This is a genomic window from Rahnella perminowiae (genome assembly GCF_019049695.1).
GTDB classification, from domain to species: Bacteria; Pseudomonadota; Gammaproteobacteria; order Enterobacterales; family Enterobacteriaceae; genus Rahnella; species Rahnella perminowiae.
In genome coordinates this window covers 1-16,018 of sequence record NZ_JAFMOT010000139.1, presented here as the reverse complement: position 1 = coordinate 16,018, position 16,018 = coordinate 1, and the positions used below count along the sequence as shown (strand labels likewise).

13 protein-coding genes and 1 pseudogene are annotated in these 16,018 nt (G+C 52.0%); 5 read left to right on the top strand and 9 right to left on the bottom strand.

Features of this window, described 5'->3' with window-relative positions; translation table 11 throughout:
* Positions 1–592 precede the first annotated feature (592 nt).
* Positions 593–1,406: pseudogene (locus J1781_RS01385) on the top strand (transposase); the annotation flags it as partial.
* 227 nt (positions 1,407–1,633) lie between these two features.
* On the opposite strand, the gene J1781_RS01380 reads toward J1781_RS01385, so the two are convergent.
* A complete protein-coding gene (locus J1781_RS01380; protein WP_129953076.1) occupies positions 1,634–2,647 on the bottom strand; it encodes a substrate-binding domain-containing protein in 1,014 nt (337 codons plus the stop codon).
* Positions 2,644–4,263: a methyl-accepting chemotaxis protein gene (locus J1781_RS01375; RefSeq protein ID WP_217233109.1), complete on the bottom strand. Its 1,620-nt coding sequence runs from the start codon at positions 4,261–4,263 to the stop codon at positions 2,644–2,646. The genes J1781_RS01380 and J1781_RS01375 overlap by 4 nt, the downstream gene beginning before the upstream one ends.
* Before the next feature lie 545 nt (positions 4,264–4,808).
* Between J1781_RS01375 and J1781_RS01370 the strand changes: the two genes are divergently transcribed.
* Positions 4,809–6,113 carry an Nramp family divalent metal transporter gene (locus J1781_RS01370; protein WP_217219114.1) on the top strand — a complete coding sequence of 435 codons (1,305 nt, stop codon included), beginning with the start codon at positions 4,809–4,811 and terminating at the stop codon, positions 6,111–6,113.
* 12 nt (positions 6,114–6,125) lie between these two features.
* Here the strand turns inward: J1781_RS01370 and J1781_RS01365 are convergent, their stop codons facing one another.
* From J1781_RS01365 to J1781_RS01340, 6 genes are all read right to left on the bottom strand, one after another.
* Positions 6,126–7,088: a lysylphosphatidylglycerol synthase domain-containing protein gene (locus J1781_RS01365; RefSeq protein ID WP_129991379.1), complete on the bottom strand. Its 963-nt coding sequence runs from the start codon at positions 7,086–7,088 to the stop codon at positions 6,126–6,128.
* Positions 7,088–8,335, bottom strand: coding sequence for a cardiolipin synthase ClsB (clsB, locus tag J1781_RS01360; RefSeq protein ID WP_217157314.1), 1,248 nt, complete (start codon positions 8,333–8,335; stop codon positions 7,088–7,090). Before clsB ends, J1781_RS01365 begins: the two co-directional genes overlap by 1 nt.
* The gene (locus J1781_RS01355) at positions 8,332–9,093 is read right to left on the bottom strand and encodes an endonuclease/exonuclease/phosphatase family protein (protein ID WP_217219115.1); all 762 of its coding nucleotides are present in this window, start codon (positions 9,091–9,093) and stop codon (positions 8,332–8,334) included. The genes clsB and J1781_RS01355 overlap by 4 nt, the downstream gene beginning before the upstream one ends.
* A 180-nt stretch (positions 9,094–9,273) precedes the next feature.
* Positions 9,274–9,702, bottom strand: a complete 429-nt coding sequence (arsC, locus tag J1781_RS01350) for a glutaredoxin-dependent arsenate reductase (protein WP_129991381.1) — start codon at positions 9,700–9,702, stop codon at positions 9,274–9,276.
* Between the two features lie 61 nt (positions 9,703–9,763).
* Positions 9,764–11,053 carry an arsenic transporter gene (locus J1781_RS01345; protein ID WP_217219116.1) on the bottom strand — a complete coding sequence of 430 codons (1,290 nt, stop codon included), beginning with the start codon at positions 11,051–11,053 and terminating at the stop codon, positions 9,764–9,766.
* Positions 11,054–11,315: 262 nt separating this feature from the next.
* Complete coding sequence (locus tag J1781_RS01340) at positions 11,316–11,669, bottom strand: metalloregulator ArsR/SmtB family transcription factor (protein WP_129991382.1); 354 nt, start codon at positions 11,667–11,669, stop codon at positions 11,316–11,318.
* A 263-nt stretch (positions 11,670–11,932) separates the two neighbouring features.
* On the opposite strand from J1781_RS01340, the gene J1781_RS01335 reads away from it, so the two are divergent.
* The 3 genes from J1781_RS01335 to J1781_RS01325 are packed head-to-tail and all read left to right on the top strand — an operon-like array spanning position 11,933 to position 15,137.
* Positions 11,933–12,388, top strand: coding sequence for a MarR family transcriptional regulator (locus J1781_RS01335; RefSeq protein WP_217218793.1), 456 nt, complete (start codon positions 11,933–11,935; stop codon positions 12,386–12,388).
* Positions 12,389–12,412: 24 nt separating this feature from the next.
* Positions 12,413–13,591, top strand: coding sequence for an HlyD family secretion protein (locus J1781_RS01330; RefSeq protein ID WP_217218792.1), 1,179 nt, complete (start codon positions 12,413–12,415; stop codon positions 13,589–13,591).
* Positions 13,592–13,601: 10 nt separating this feature from the next.
* On the top strand, positions 13,602–15,137 hold the full coding sequence (locus J1781_RS01325) for a DHA2 family efflux MFS transporter permease subunit (RefSeq protein WP_217139446.1): 1,536 nt from the start codon (positions 13,602–13,604) through the stop codon (positions 15,135–15,137).
* 125 nt (positions 15,138–15,262) lie between these two features.
* On the opposite strand, the gene J1781_RS01320 is transcribed toward J1781_RS01325, so the two are convergent.
* Positions 15,263–15,733 carry a VOC family protein gene (locus tag J1781_RS01320; protein ID WP_238483051.1) on the bottom strand — a complete coding sequence of 157 codons (471 nt, stop codon included), beginning with the start codon at positions 15,731–15,733 and terminating at the stop codon, positions 15,263–15,265.
* Positions 15,734–16,018: the final 285 nt, after the last annotated feature.

The following is a 16,018-nucleotide window of genomic DNA, read 5'->3' as shown; positions in this document are numbered from 1 at the left end:
ATCTTATTTTATGCGGTGAATATTTAATTTGACACCTGAACTGATGCTGCTCCATAAAATTAACACATCGAATAAAAATAAATGCTACATTAACTTATAATTACCGTCTACTTGTTTATATTCCTAGGTATTTTCTTATTCTTAAATTGAGGTGCTTTCGACGGATATCTCTCTATTATTAAAAGTTTTTTTGGGTTTATTTGACAGTCGTCGAGGATTCTAAGCTAAGACAATTCTTGTGGGCAGGATAGCTTTAGTCCTGTTTAAACATACTTTCGCTAATGTAAAAGTGATTGATCATGATTAGCTCATTACACAACGTCATTGGAGTATGTTAAGCGCGGAGGCAGTAGATGGTGAAGGAGCTACTATTCGTATTTCAGAGTAGTTACATTTGCGAACTAGTCGCTATAAAAACATAATTTTTGTTTCCGACGATGGATATCTTAGTTCTGCGCCTATTTTTTCACGAAAAATAATTGTGTCATTGGTTTTTCAGCCTCCTGATCCAAGTGTAAATATTCCACCCAAACGGCCCATTCACTTTTAGAGATCGTCCGACATACTGATTATGCCAGCTGAGAAGATCACTATGCGTAAGATTCGATTCACCGAGCACCAGTTCATCTCCATATTGAAACCAATAGCAGCAGATAGAACCATCAAACATGTGTGCCATGAGGCCGCTATTTCCGAAGCCAGCTATTACAACTGAAAGGAGAAATATGGCGGGATGGAAGCCGCTGATATCAAAAAGATCAAAGATCTTGAAAACGAGAATCGTCGTCTGAAGCAGATTTTTTGCCGATCTGAGTCTGGAATGCCGGGCGCTTAAAGACGTCATCGAAAAAAGCTTAAAACCAATGATAAAGCGTGTGTTCGTTCGCTATCTCACTACGCAATTTACGATGAGCATAACGCCAGGCAAGCAGGACTTTATCGCTGAACCGGACGGTGTTTTGTTATCAACACGATACGCGACGCGATGAAGCAATGCACCAGAGGCTGGCTGAGGCGGCTGAGCGCCAGTTAGGTACGGATTTAAGAAGATTTCATAAGTGCTTCGCAGACAGGATCACGTTTGGAACAACAAGCGTATATACCGAATTTACTGTCTGCTAAATCTGAATTTTCGTCGTAAGTGTAAACAACGCCTGCCGGTGCGCAATCCACCCCCCGCTGGCAACGCAGGAAGAACTCAACCAAAGTTGGTCGATTGATTTTATGCACGGTGAGATGACATGTGGCCGATGTTTTCGCACTTCCAATGTTCTCGATGATTTTAACAGCGAAGCTCTAGCTCTCTAAATTAATCTAAATATCCCAGCGCAATGTGTCGTCCGGGTGCTGGACAGGATAGTGGCAAACCGTGGATATCCGCTTAAATAGGAATGGATAATGGAGCGTAACTGATATCACTGGCTCTGGAGCAATGGGCTTCATCAAGGGCAATTCCCCCATCCACCTGAAAAAGGCTAAAACCATTCATGAGGAGTGCACGAGGGTATCCAAGGGAAGTGCAGTTAAAGCAAGTAAGATATCCCTTTAAAAATAATGCCGATAATCTTAAGTAACAGGCATTAGTCATCAACGGGTTTCTTGAAATGGGCTGTTCGGCCCATTTTTATGCCCTTTATTTTGCACCAAAACAGGCATCAAGCCCTGCCTGAGTATCTTTGCTTGGCAGGCCCTGCATGGGTTTATCTGCGATAAGCGTGACGCCGGTATCGACATACCCGGACACTTTTTTGCCGTGTCTGGCATAGGCTACGGCAGCATCTACACCCATTGCGGCCATCGTTAAAGGATATTGTTGGGCTGTGGCAGCAATCTTTCCTTCCCGCACGTAATTTACGCCCGCACACCCGCCATCAACAGACAGAATAAGGGCATTCTTTTGTTTACCCGCCTCCTGCAATGCTTTGTAGGCTCCGGCTGCAGCCGGTTCGTTGACGGTGTAAACCAGGTTAATGTCCGGATGTGCTTTCAGGCAATTTGCCATGACCTCGTAGCCTTGTTTTTCTGCCCCTTCGCTATAGCCTGAACACACAATTTCGGGTGTGGCCGACAGCTCACTGGTTTCGGCACCTGCCGCAGGTAAACCTAATCCTTTCATAAACCCGTTGTGCCTTCTTGCTCCTACCAGATGTCCTGGCGATAAATCCAGCATGGCTATTTTGAAGGGTTGCCCCGGGAACGTCAGCGGCATAGCCGCCTGAGCATACTGACCAATCAGCTCGCCCGCTTTATAGTTATCGGTGGCGAAGAGGGCATCGACGGCACTGATCGGATCCGTGGGAGAATCGAGAGCGATGACCTGTACGCCTTTCGCCCGCACCTCATCCAGTGCGGGCACAATGGCTTTGGCATCGCTCGGCGTAATAAGCAACGTGGTCGCGCCGGCGGACACCATGGACTGAATCGCGATGATCTGGGAAGGATAATCGCTGTCTTCTTTACCGGCTGCGGTGAGCAGCCTGACCCCGTGTACAGTGGCGCCCAGCATGGCGCCTTCTTTCATTTTCAAAAAGAACGGGTTGGTGTCTGTTTTGGTAATCAGGCCAATCGTGATGTTCTGATTACTGCCGGCAAGGGTGGCCGATGTAAACAGGGTTGCCGCCACGGCAAAAACGCAGGAAATTTTCATCTCAATACCTTAGCGGCTGCCGTTGCAGTGATATTCAGATTTCCCGCACGTGAAATATCAAACGCAGAAATCCCCTTCAGCAGGATATGGGCCTGTTGTTTTAAACTGTCCGCCGCCGCCGCACTTTGTTCGACTAAGGCGGCATTTTGCTGCGTCGCCTCGTCCATGTTGACCACGGCTTTGTTAACCTGATCGATGCCCGTATGCTGTTCGCTTGAGGCAAGGGTGATTTCAGCCATCAGGCTGTTGACGCCTTTGACAGCATTTACCACTTCCATCATGGTGGTGCCCGCTTCATCGACCAGCTTAGAGCCGACGTTGATCCGCTCCACAGACTCACTGATCAGGTTTTTGATTTCTTTAGCGGCATTGGCGCTGCGTTGTGCCAGCGTGCGCACCTCTCCGGCAACGACCGCAAAGCCGCGTCCTTGCTCACCGGCACGGGCTGCTTCAACGGCGGCGTTAAGCGCCAGAATATTGGTCTGGAAAGCAATGCCTTCAATGACCGTGATGATTTGTGTCACTTTGCCTGAGCTTTCTGCAATTTCATGCATGGTACTGACGACGCGTTCAACCACGACGCCGCCGCGCTGCGCCACTTGTGAGGCATTGGTAGCCATCAGATTTCCCTGATGGGCATTGTCGGCATTGTGTTTCACTGTCGCGGTCAGTTCTTCCATGCTTGCCGATGTCTGTTCCAGTGAGGAAGCCTGAGCTTCGGTCCGGCGACTCAGATCCTCATTGCCCAGCGTAATTTCCGTTGAGGCGCTGACAATGCTTTCTGCGGAATTCGCCACCTGGTTGATTAACTGATGCAGTTTTACCTGCATTTCACCAAGTTCTGCCAGCACGCTGTTTTGCGGGGCATTTTTCGCGCCTTTCACTTCACTGAGATCACCCGCCGCAATACGCTGTACGACCTGACCTAAAACAACCGGTTCCTCACCCAGCGCGCGGAACAGTGAACGGATAATAATGCCGCCCAGAATGACCGCCAGACTCAGCGCGACCAGGCTGATAATGATGAAAATGAGGCGGGTTTGTTGATACGCATCCTGTGCGGTATTCAGGCTCTCTGTTGCGCGTGCGTTACTGTATTTCAGATAATCATTGGTTGTATTAAGCAGCAGCGTCAGCTGAGGCCGTAGCTCCCGGTTCATGCGGTCAATCGCTTCGGCCTTCTTCTCGTCAAGGGCGAGATCAACAATGTGTTTCGCCACCGGACGGTAGCCTTCTTCCGCATTGAAAATCGCGGTCACGAATTGCCGATCCTTATCCGTGACGTCAGAGTGTTCTTTGATTGCCGCCTGAAGCTGGGTCAGTGCGGCAGTGGTTTTCTCTTCTGCGGCAGCCACTTGTCTTTTACCTGCTTCGATATCAGCAGGCTCACTGACCAGCACCAGCCCGTAAATATTCAGTGAATTGTCTTTTACGCCGCTGAGAATTAAATTCACTGAAGCCTCACGGGCGGAAACCTGCTGCACGTGGGTTTTGAATCGGTTGTTGGCCTGGCTTAACGCATTCATCGAGAGCAGGACTACTGCAAGAACAATGACGACTAAAACGCCAAACCCCAACGTAAGCTGGGTGCGTACAGTAGTATGTTTAAAAGACATAGAGGTAACTCCCTGAAATTGCAATTAAAAAAGTGCGCAGGCACCTTAAGTTTATGACAACACTTCAATCAGTCTGATACGTAAAACGTTGTTATTGGCGTAGCCTGTCAGGGAGCACAGGAGAGAAATCTGTCGGAAAAAATGAAGCTGCTCATGTAAACCGAATGAGATTTATTGATTAAGTTAACGGCACATTGACGGGGAAACTTGATAGCAGGGGACATGCAGCCGGTTTGTTTGGCGGAAAAGTGTGATGTCTGTCGGGTTTTTCTGGCGGCGATTTTTTCACGCGCTGTTACGCATGTCTGTTGAGCCAAAGACGCTGGCGCAGAACAGGCCGTGTGGTCGTCGCGCCGGATGAATCATTCGAAAAAGCATTCCGGTTTTATAATCTCAGGCAATGATTGAAGTTTCATATTTTGAAACACTCTGCTCCTGATAACCCGTCAACTAAGCTTGTGCTATAGAATATAGCTGATGCTATATTTGTTATTGCCGGATAAAAATCACACAAAAATAACAAGCAAGAACAGGGTGGGGGCAGTATGCGTGGAACAGGCCAAACTTCTTCTTTAACCGACAGAACCAACGCGGCGATTGTTAATGCCATGTCTGGCCGCAAACGCAGCCTGATGACACCGCTGCTGTTTGCCGGTCCTGCGGTGATCGCCTCGATTGCCTATATGGACCCGGGTAATTTTGCAACCAATATTCAGGCTGGCTCCCGCTATGGCTACATGCTGCTGTGGGTGGTGGTGATGGCCAATATGATTGCTATGCTGTTTCAGGCGCTCTCCGCCAGGCTTGGGATCGTTACCCATAAAAACCTGGCGGAAATGTGTCGTGACCAGTTCCCGAAACCCGTGGTCTGGGGCATGTGGGGGAGCAGTGAAATTGCCGCAATGGCGACCGATCTGGCCGAATTTCTCGGGGGTGCTCTGGGACTTTCATTACTGTTCCATATGCCGTTACTGGCCGGAATGGGCATCACGGCGCTGGTGACCTACGGTCTTTTGATGGTGGAAAAACGGGGTTTCCGCCCCGTTGAGCTGATGATTGGCGGGTTAGTGGCGGTGATTGCGCTGTGTTATCTGATCGAAATGTTTATCGCCCCGGTTGACTGGGCCGCAGCCGGTCTGGGCATGGTAACGCCGCAACTGCCTGATGTGCAGGCGCTGACCATTGCCGTAGGGATCATCGGAGCCACCGTGATGCCACATGCGATTTTCCTGCACTCAGGTCTGACTCAGCACCGTACCCAAGCCAGAAATCCGGCAGAGTGCCGTAAACTGCTGCGTTTTTCCAATATTGAAGTGGTGATCGCGCTGACTCTGGCGGGACTGGTGAACATCGCGATGGTGATTATGGCGGCGAGTGCCTTCCACTCAGGGCACAGTGAGGTGGCGGAAATCGAAACGGCTTATCACACCCTGACCCCGCTGTTAGGCATCGGGGCGGCAGGTTTCTTCCTGCTGTCATTGATCGCTTCCGGTATTTCCAGCTCAGTGGTCGGCACGATGGCAGGTCAGATGATCATGCAGGGCTTTGTCGGCTTTCGCATTCCTGTCTGGTTGCGCCGGCTGGTTACCATGATCCCCGCATTTATCGTGGTGGCGATGGGCGTTAATGCCACCGACGCGCTGGTATACAGCCAGGTGGTGCTCAGTCTGGCACTGCCTGCACCGATGATTGCATTGGTGATATTCACCGGCCGTCGCGACATCATGGGTGAATTTGTGAACAGCCGCCGGACTGCCGTGCTTTCCATCATCGGCACGGTGGTGATTGTGGCGCTTAATATCATCCTGCTACTGCAAACATTTGGCGTGAATATTCCCGGTCTGGAATAATGGCCGGGAGGCTCACTTCGCCATCGCCTTCTCGTTCTTCGCCCGCAATTTCTTCGCCCGGCTCTCCAGCAGCAAATAGCATACCAGCGCCAGCAGCAGCGGCAGGAAGTAGTAAAGCACGCGATAGGCCAGCAGGGCGGCGATAATCGTGCCCTGAGAAGTGTGTTCTCCGGCCAGCAGGGCAATGAACACCGCTTCCAGCACGCCGATCCCCGCCGGAATATGCACAATCACCCCGGCGATACTGCTGACTAACAGCACACCCAGGATAAAGAAATAGTTCATATCCTGGCCGATCAGCAGCCAGATAATGGCGCCCATTGCCATCCAGTTAGCGCTGGAAATCACCATCTGCGCCAGGGCGAATTTAAACGACGGTAGCACCAGCTTTTGCCCTTTCACTGTCATATGGCGGTGTTTAGCAAAGGCGCAGAACCAGAGATATGCAGCCACCATCGCCAGCAATATAAGACCGACAATGCGCAGTGTGCCTTCGTCGATGTACCAGTGCGCAGGCAACTCCACGACGCCGAAGGTGAAGATAATGCCACCGAGCAAAATATAGCCAAGCCAGTTGGTGGTAATGCTCAGTGAGAAGATACGCGTGATCGTGCTGCCCGGCAGACCCAGGCGGGAGTAAAGCCGGTAACGCATACCGATGCCGCCCACCCAGGTGCTGAGCGTGAGGTTAAAGGCGTAGCAGACAAAAGACACCAGCATCACCTGGCGCGCCGCGAGTTTGTGCCCGCAATAAGCACGTGCCAGCAGATCATAACAGCCGTAAAGCAGATAGCTGATAATCACCAGCCCCGCTGAAATCAGCAGTGGCGTACGGTTATAATTACGAATGACCTTCCACACGTCTTCCCAGTTAACCGTGCGGGCGTAAACCACCAACAGCACGGCCACGGCGATAAAGAAAATCCAGGTGAGGATCTTTTTCGCCAGGCGCCACCTCGGACGGGATACAGACATTACGATTTCACCTCCGAATTCTCTGACGTCACCCGATCCTGTGTTTCAATTTCGGGCTGAACGGGTGGCTTTACCTGTGCAAGCCTTGGCGTGTGTGCGGGTAGCCAGCCGACCATCGCCGGAAATTTACGCAAGAAGTGGAACACCACCACGCTTTTTGCCAGATTCCACCAGGTGCGCTTCGGGGCCATGGTTTCATCCACACACTGGCAGTCCCGGGCGATAATGTTGTTGAGATTGTCGCGCAGCGTCTGGTTAAACGTCCGGTCGTGGATAATCAGATTGGCTTCAAGATTGAGCGATAAACTCAGCGGATCGAGGTTGCTGGAACCGATTGTCGCCCAGTGGTCATCCATCAGCGCGACTTTGCCGTGCAGCGGGCGACGGCGATATTCATACACCTGCACCCCCCCTTGTAGCAGATAGTTGTACAGCAGCTCGGCACCGACTTTGACAATCGGCATATCCGGCTCGCCCTGCACGATGAGTTTTACCCGCACGCCTCGGCGGGCGGCATTGCGCATGGCGTGCAGCAGACGGTAGCCGGGGAAGAAATAAGCGTTGGCGATAATCACTTCGCGTTTCGCGTTAGCGAGCATTTTCAGATAGTGACGCTCAATATCATCCCGGTGATCCTCGTTATCGCGCCAGACAAACAGCGCCTGAGCCTCGCCGGGCCAGCGATTTTCGGCCGCATGATAACGGCGGCGTTGCTGCCACCACCGGCGGGTTTGTGCATGATCGGGCAGGTTTTCCAGCTCAAACTGCAAAATGTCATCCACCACCGGGCCTTCTACCCGCACAGCGTAATCCTGCTTGGCTTCGGGACCGTAATCGGACATATGCTCGGCCGAGTAATTAATCCCGCCGACAAACGCCACCGTGTTGTCGATGACCACAATTTTACGGTGCATACGGCGGAATAAATTGGTTCGCATACCGAACAGCGGCGGACGCGGGTCGTAATAGCGGAACACCACACCTGCTGAAGTCAGTTCGCCGACGAAATCATCGCTCAAATCAGGCGAGCCATAACCATCAAGCAGCACTTCAACGTCGACACCGCGCCGGGCGGCGCGCAGGATCACCGCATGTAACTGGCGTCCCACTTTATCTTCGAACCAGATAAAGGTCTCCAGAATCACTTTACGCTGAGCCTTATCGATAGCCTCAAATACCGCCGGATAATATTCGTCGCCATTTTCCAGCAGCTGGATACGGTTGCCTTCCCGCCATGCAGTTTTCATAGATGGACCTCCGCACTTAACGGGGCATGATCGGACAGATGACGCCAGTTGCGCAGCGGCAGCACGGCAGGCGCGCTGGCATAGGCATTTTTTACATAAATTCTGTCAAGACGCAGTAGCGGCATACTGACCGGGAAAGTGCGCGCCGGGCGACCCCTTGCGCGGGTGAAAATCTCCTCGAGGCCGGCCTGCATTTTAAGCGGGTGACTGGCCTTTTGCCGCCAGTCGTTGAAATCACCCGCCACCAGCACCGGCTCTCCCTGCGGGAAAGCTTTAACCCAGTCGGCCAGCATGTTGAGCTGCGCCTGGCGGTGCGCTTCCCGCAGACCCAGATGTACACAAATTACATGAACAGGACACTCAAGCTGCGGAGGTACGATGCGGCAATACAACAGTCCCCGGTTCTCGCTACCCGCGACTGACACGTCGCGATTTTCATAATGTTCAATGGGATAGCGGGAGAGGACCGCATTGCCGTGATGACCTTCCGGGTAGACCGCGTTGCGCCCGTAGGCGAAGTCGTTCCACATGGTGTCAGCCAGAAATTCGTAATGGCTGGTGTCCGGCCAGTTCTCGACATGCAGCGAATGGGCTTCATGTGCGCCCATCACTTCCTGCAGACAGACGATATCGGCGCTGACGGTACGTACCGCGTCGCGCAGTTCGGGTAAAATGAAGCGTTTATTAAACGCGTTGAAGCCCTTGTGTGTATTAATCGTCAGTACTTTCAACGAAAATCCCCGGGTTTGTTGGGTCATTATTTATCCTGCCAGCATCACTATCCTGATGAAATATTAAATAAAGTGTAGTTACTGTTACCAAAGGATGCAGGGTTACAGATTTTTCCGTAAACATGATGTGCCAGCATGTAATGCCTGCTGACCCCTTTCTGAGGTCAGCATCAGACAACCCGCGCGTGCTTTTCGGTTTACTTCAGTTTATTGAGAAACCCGTTTTCCCTGAGCATCCACGACGGCTTCGCCGTCTTCTTTAGTGAATGCACCTTGCTGTGCGTCCGGCAGAATATCCAGAACGACCTCAGACGGGCGGCACAGCCTGGTGCCCAGTGGTGTCACGACAATCGGGCGGTTGATAAGGATTGGATATTGCAGCATGTAGTCGAGTAACTGTTCATCCCTGAACGTATCTTCAGCCAGGCCCAGTTGCGCATAAGGTTCAACGTTTTTTCTCAGTAATGATCTCACTGAAATACCCATGTCACTGATAAGTTTTATCAGTTCGCTGCGCCCTGGCGGCGTTTCAAGATAGAGAATAACGGCAGGTTCAACGCCGCTGTTACGGATGAGTTCAAGCGTGTTGCGTGAGGTGCCGCAGGCAGGATTATGGTAGATAGTCACAGACGTCATAACGGTGCTCTCTTGTCAGTAAGACCTGCCGTGATGTCACAGCAGGCGGGTAGCGGGGGAATTAATGGGGGAACGACAGACGGAGGGCAAGGGCCGCCAGCGTCACAAACAGCACCGGAACGGTCATGATAATCCCGACCCTGAAGTAATATCCCCAGGTGATCCTGATGTCTTTCCGGGACAGTACGTGAAGCCATAACAGGGTCGCCAGGCTACCGATTGGGGTGATTTTAGGTCCCAAATCACTGCCGATAACGTTGGCATAAATCATGGCCTCTTTGATCACGCCTGCCGCGCTGCTGCCGTCAATAGACAGCGCACCGATCAGTACCGTCGGCATGTTGTTCATGACGGAGGAAAGGAACGCGGTCAGGAATCCCGTGCCTAGTGTGGATACCCACAGGCCCTGCTCAGCCAGATGACCGAGGATCAGGGACAGGTAATGGGTCAGGCCGGCGTTGCGCAGGCCGTACACCACCAGGTACATGCCCAGTGAGAAAATAACGATTTGCCAGGGTGCTTCGCGCAGCACCTTGCCGGTGTTGATTGCATGACCACGCTTTGCCACGATAAACAGAATAAGCGCGCCCGCCGCCGCAACGGCACTCACGGGAATACCCAACGGCTCCAGTCCGAAGAACCCGACCAGCAACAGTATTAATACCCACCAGCCAGTTTTAAAGGTCAGGCGATCTTTAATGGCTTCGTGCGGTACCGGTAACTTAGAGACATCATAGGTCGCCGGAATGTCTTTGCGAAAGAACAGGTGCAACATGGCCAGCGTTGCCACGATAGACGCCATGTCGACAGGTACCATGACGGAGGCATAGTCGTTAAAGCCAATTTTGAAAAAGTCTGCGGAGACAATATTTACGAGGTTCGACACGATAAGCGGCAGGCTGGCGCTGTCGGCGATGAATCCCGCCGCCATCACAAAGGCCAGCGTCGCGCCCCGGCTGAAGCCTAAAGCCAGCAGCATGGCAATCACGACAGGTGTGAGAATAAGCGCGGCTCCGTCGTTGGCAAACAATGCCGCGACGCAAGCGCCAAGCAGGACAATATAAGTAAACAGTAAGCGTCCCCGGCCTTTACCCCACCGTGCTACGTGCAGCGCCGCCCACTCAAAAAAGCCTGACTCATCCAGCAGCAGACTGATAATGATGACCGCGATAAAGGTGGCCGTCGCATTCCATACAATGTTCCAGACGACAGGGATGTCGCCCATACTGACGACACCGCCAATAAGGGCCAGCGCGGCGCCGGTAATGGCACTCCAGCCGATACTCAGGCCTTTAGGCTGCCAGATAACTAACACGATAGTCAGAACAAAGATTGCCCCTGCTAACCACATACTTTTTCTCCGGCGCGGACGGGAGATACCCGTCCGCGCTATCATTTATGTTTTCCTGTGAGAACATTCAGCCGGTCAGTACCTACCGGCTCATCTCCCTGCAACAGGGCTTTGCCTTGTACACCCGGATCTTTCCCCTGAGTCACTCACATCTTTTTGCGATAGCGTTCGGTTTCTGCCCGCGGGGGCAGCGCCGGGGCGCTTTTCATCGGATAGCGCGGTTATTTATATTTGCATTTTCGCATGTATTTCCGGTCCGGCATCACAGGCAGACGGACTTGCCGCCTGTTGTGTTTTGGTTACGGGTGATGTTTTTAACCTGTGCAGTAATCTTGTCCCGGTCACTCAGAAATGCTTGTTCGATAACGGCTGCTGCCCATGCCGGCATGTGTGGTGACAAGCGGTAATGAATCCATTTCCCGTCACGACGATCTAAAATGAGCCCTGTTTCTCTCAGCATAGCCAGGTGTCTTGAGATTTTCGGCTGCGACTCGTTAAGCACTCCGATGATTTCGCAGACACACAGCTCTCCGGCTTCTCTGAGCAACATGACGATCGACAGACGCGTTTCATCGGACAGGTTTTTAAACAACACAAGTGAAGACAAACCGTTCATAAGAACTCCTTTATGTAATGCGTTTATGGTATGCCCTGCTTAAAAATTGTCAATAACACATGTGTTTTTTCGAATGTGTATGCCTGGAGTTATGTCATCTAAAGCGATCGCTATGTGTAAGCGTCCGGATTTGAAGCAGTGACATCAAAACACACCCAAGTCTGACTTTCACCCTGACAAAAAATGCGTTTAATTTGACACAGCCTTGACAGATAGATGCCTGGACAGTAGTTTTGTTTGCAATTAATGACTAGGCAAATATTATGCACAATACTTCCGCTATTAGCGGCGATAAATTACCCCTTGGTTTGCTTATCCATCTCGCGAACCAGTTCAAAGACCAGATCATCAGCGAGTACTTTGCCGGTGCGAATATCACTGCACAACAATTCAAAGTATTGATTAATATACATAGAGGTTTCTCCAGCCCTGTTGAAATCAGCAAAAATTTGGTAATGGACGCCGGCGGCATGAGTCGCATGGTTGACCGCATGGTAAAGCGGGAACTGATTGCACGCACCCCGAACCCGCAGGATAAACGCCAGGTGATTCTGACGTTGACTGACGAAGGTCAGGCCCTGTGCGAACGTTTTGAGAAAGATGCGCAGACCTCAATCATGGGCAATCTCACCGCACGCCTTACTCCCGGGGAATCCCGCTTACTGGTAGAGCTCATTACAAAAATGCTCCCGGACGACATCACCGCACCTCATCGCTAACGTTTTCAAAAAGGTCATCACAAGATGGAAACCACACCTGCCCAAGATGTTGAGCGCGGTAGCAAGCGCAAACGTAACTTTATAATTTTGTTTTTTATTCTGGTGATTGCCGCCGGGGGAATACTGGCGTGGTATCTGCTTTACGCCCGCTTCTATGAATCTACCGATGATGCTTACGTAAATGGCAACCAGGTCACGCTTACGCCGCAGATAGGCGGTACGGTGACACAAGTGACGGTGGATGAAGGCGACTTTGTACAGAAAGGCCAGCCGCTGGTGCTGCTCGACCCGAGCGACACCGAAATCGCTCTCCAACAGGCGGAAGCCAACCTTGCGAACACCGTTCGTCAGGTTCGGGGTTTGTACAGCACGGCGGATAACTACCGTGCCCAAGTTGCGGCCAAAAAAGTCGCCTTGCAAACGGCACAAAATGACTATGCCCGCCGCCAGAAGATTTTCTCTTCCGGCGCTATTTCTTCGGAAGATCTTTCTCACTACCGTGATGCGGTCACCAGTGCACAAAGCGATTTAGCCGCCGCGCAGGAAGCGTTACGCACCAATACTGCAATGGTCGACGACACCGTTATCGACAGTCATCCGGAAATCAAAAGTGCGGTTGCCACACTGCGCCAGCGCTTCCTGGACAACGCCCGCACTACCATCGTTGCACCCGTAAGCGGTTACGTAGCCAAACGCGCTGTGCAGCTGGGTATGCGCGTGGATTCCGGCACCACGCTGCTGGCTATCGTGCCGCTGAGTGAAGTGTGGGTGGATGCAAACTTCAAAGAAAGTCAGATGTACTCCATGCGCCTGGGCCAGAAGGTCACGCTCAATGCGGATCTTTACGGTGACAACGTTGAATACCACGGCACTATCGAAAGCCTGGGCATCGGGACCGGCAGTGCGTTCTCTCTGCTACCCGCCCAGAATGCCAGCGGCAACTGGATCAAGATTGTTCAGCGCCTGCCGGTGCGTATCACGCTTGATCCGCGCGATATGCAGAAGCACCCGCTGCGGGTTGGCCTGTCGATGAACGTCCGCGTGGATATCCGCGACGACGGCGGCCATTTGCTGCCGCAGCAAACCGTTAGCACCCCACGTTTCAGCACGGATGTTTATCAAAACCCACTGGCGGAAGCGGACAAACTGGTGGCTACAATCCTTCATGACAACAGCAAAACGGTTGCCACAGGCAGCCGTTAAGAGAGACGTAATGCAAGATAAGGCCGCATTTACGCCGCCCACTATGTGGCTGGCGGTGCTCGCATTGTCGCTGGCGACATTTATGCAGGTATTGGACTCCACCATTGCAAACGTTGCGCTGCCGACTATCGCCGGAAACCTTGGCGTCAGCGCGGACCAGGGGACGTGGGTTATCACCTCTTTTGCGGTGTGTAACGCCATTGCCCTGCCGCTGACCGGCTGGTTTACCCGCCGGTTCGGGCAGCTAAAGTTGTTTGTTGGTTCGGTGGTGATGTTTACGCTCAGCTCGTTCCTGTGCGGCTTAGCGCACAGCATGACCGAACTGATCATCTTTCGCGCCCTGCAGGGTTTTTTCGCAGGCCCGATGTTCCCGATGTGTCAGACGTTGCTGCTGGTGATCTTCCCTCCCATCAAGCGAAGCATGGCGCTGGCGCTGCTGTCGATGGTGACGGTTGTCGCACCCATCGTCGGACCCATCACCGGAGGCTGGATCACCGATAACTATTCCTGGCCATGGATCTTCTACATCAATGTGCCAATCGGCATTTTTGCCACTCTCGTGGTCTGGACCCAGCTGCGTGCGCGTGAAGAAACGACGAGCCACGTGCCAATTGACTATATTGGCATTGCGCTGCTGGTGATGGGGGTTGGGTTGCTGCAGGTTGTATTAGATAAGGGCAACGATCTCGACTGGTTTGCTTCCCTGCAAATTGTCATCATGACGGTCATTTCCGCGATTTCCCTGGTGTCGTTTGTCATCTGGGAACTGGGCGAGCGCCATCCGATTGTTAACCTGCGCTTGTTCAAAGAGCGCAACTTTGCCGTCGGCACGCTCTCGCTAACGCTGGGTTACGCCGCGTTCTTCGCCATCAACATTATTCTGCCACAGTGGCTGCAAACTCAGATGGGCTATACGGCGATTTGGGCAGGGCTCGCCGCCGCACCCATGGGCGTATTGCCGTTATTGATGACGCCGTTTATTGGCCGCTATGCCAACAAAGTTGATCTGCGTATTCTGGCATCGCTGTCATTCCTGACGATGGGGGCATCCTGTCTCATCCGTGCACAGTTCAACACCGACGTGGATTTCCGCACCATTGCGCAAGTGCAGCTGTTTATGGGGATTGGCGTGGCGTTTTTCTTTATGCCTGTGACCACTATCGTCTTGTCGAATCTTAACGGTGCAGAAATCGCCGAAGGTTCCGGTCTGGCAACGTTCTTCCGCGTACTGGGTGGGTCGTTCGCCTCGTCGCTGACGACCTGGATTTGGTCCCGCAGAGAGATATTCCACCATGCCAATCTGACGGAGAGCGTCTCTGCGTACAACCCGGCGGCGGTGAATTATATTGAGAAGATGGGCGGGCTCACCCAGCAGAATATGGCGTCTGTCGATAAAACCATTGAGCAGCAGGCCTATATGATGTCGACCATTGATTACTTCTGGATATTAGGCTGGGGCTTTATGGCGCTGATTGTGGTTATCTGGTTCACGCGGCCACCCTTCAGTCGTTCTGGTCCGTCAGGTGCTCCGGCGGCAGGGCATTAAATGAAAGGTAAAACGTAAAGTAGCTGCTTTGAAGCGTACAACACAGGGCTAAACGTAGCGGAGAAAACCCTGACGTTGATTCTCACTGAGCCTGGACAGCCGAGCAGAAAACCTGAAGAGTGTATCTATGCTTCGGGTGCGCAGACAAAACAAAGCTTATTGCCTTCCGGGTCCCGGCAATAAGCGGCAAAGAAATCTGTCGCATATTCTCTAAATCCTGGCGGGCCCTCATCGGTTCCTCCCATCGTAATGGCAAGTTCCCAAATCTCTTTCACATCAGCGTGTGAGGCCACTAAGAAACTCACCTGAACACCATTTCCCCAGGTTGAAGGGAGGGCATTCACAGGGAGTTGTACATAGAACTGAGGCCATCTTTTATCCGGGTATTTCCAGCCCACACCTTGTGCGCTACCGCCATTTCCCTCAGGGATCTGAACGAGGCCTAATCTGGAAAGTATGGCTTCATAGAAACAAACCAGCTTGCTCAGATTTCTGGCTCCGACGTGTACATGACTAAACATGCGTGACTCTCCATGAAAAGTAACGATGACTTTTGAATTGCCATAAACAGTGTAGACCTTTTTAAATCGATGCATCACAGCACGCTTTTTCAGTCATATAGTCAGATATTTGCTCTTGGCTTCCCCTGGTCCGACATTTTCCAACGTAGCGGGCTGATTCGTGCCAGAAATGGACGTTACATACATCACAATATTTTAATTGATGAGGGCAGATTCAACGGATATTTTAATGAATTCATGTGGCTAGCATGAGCCTATTCAATAATGGAGATACAAATATGTATAAACACTTTTTTGTGTGTATTTTCGCGCTTGTCGTTTTTTCTGTGAGTGCTGCAGAGGGAGGGGCGGGAGGTAAGG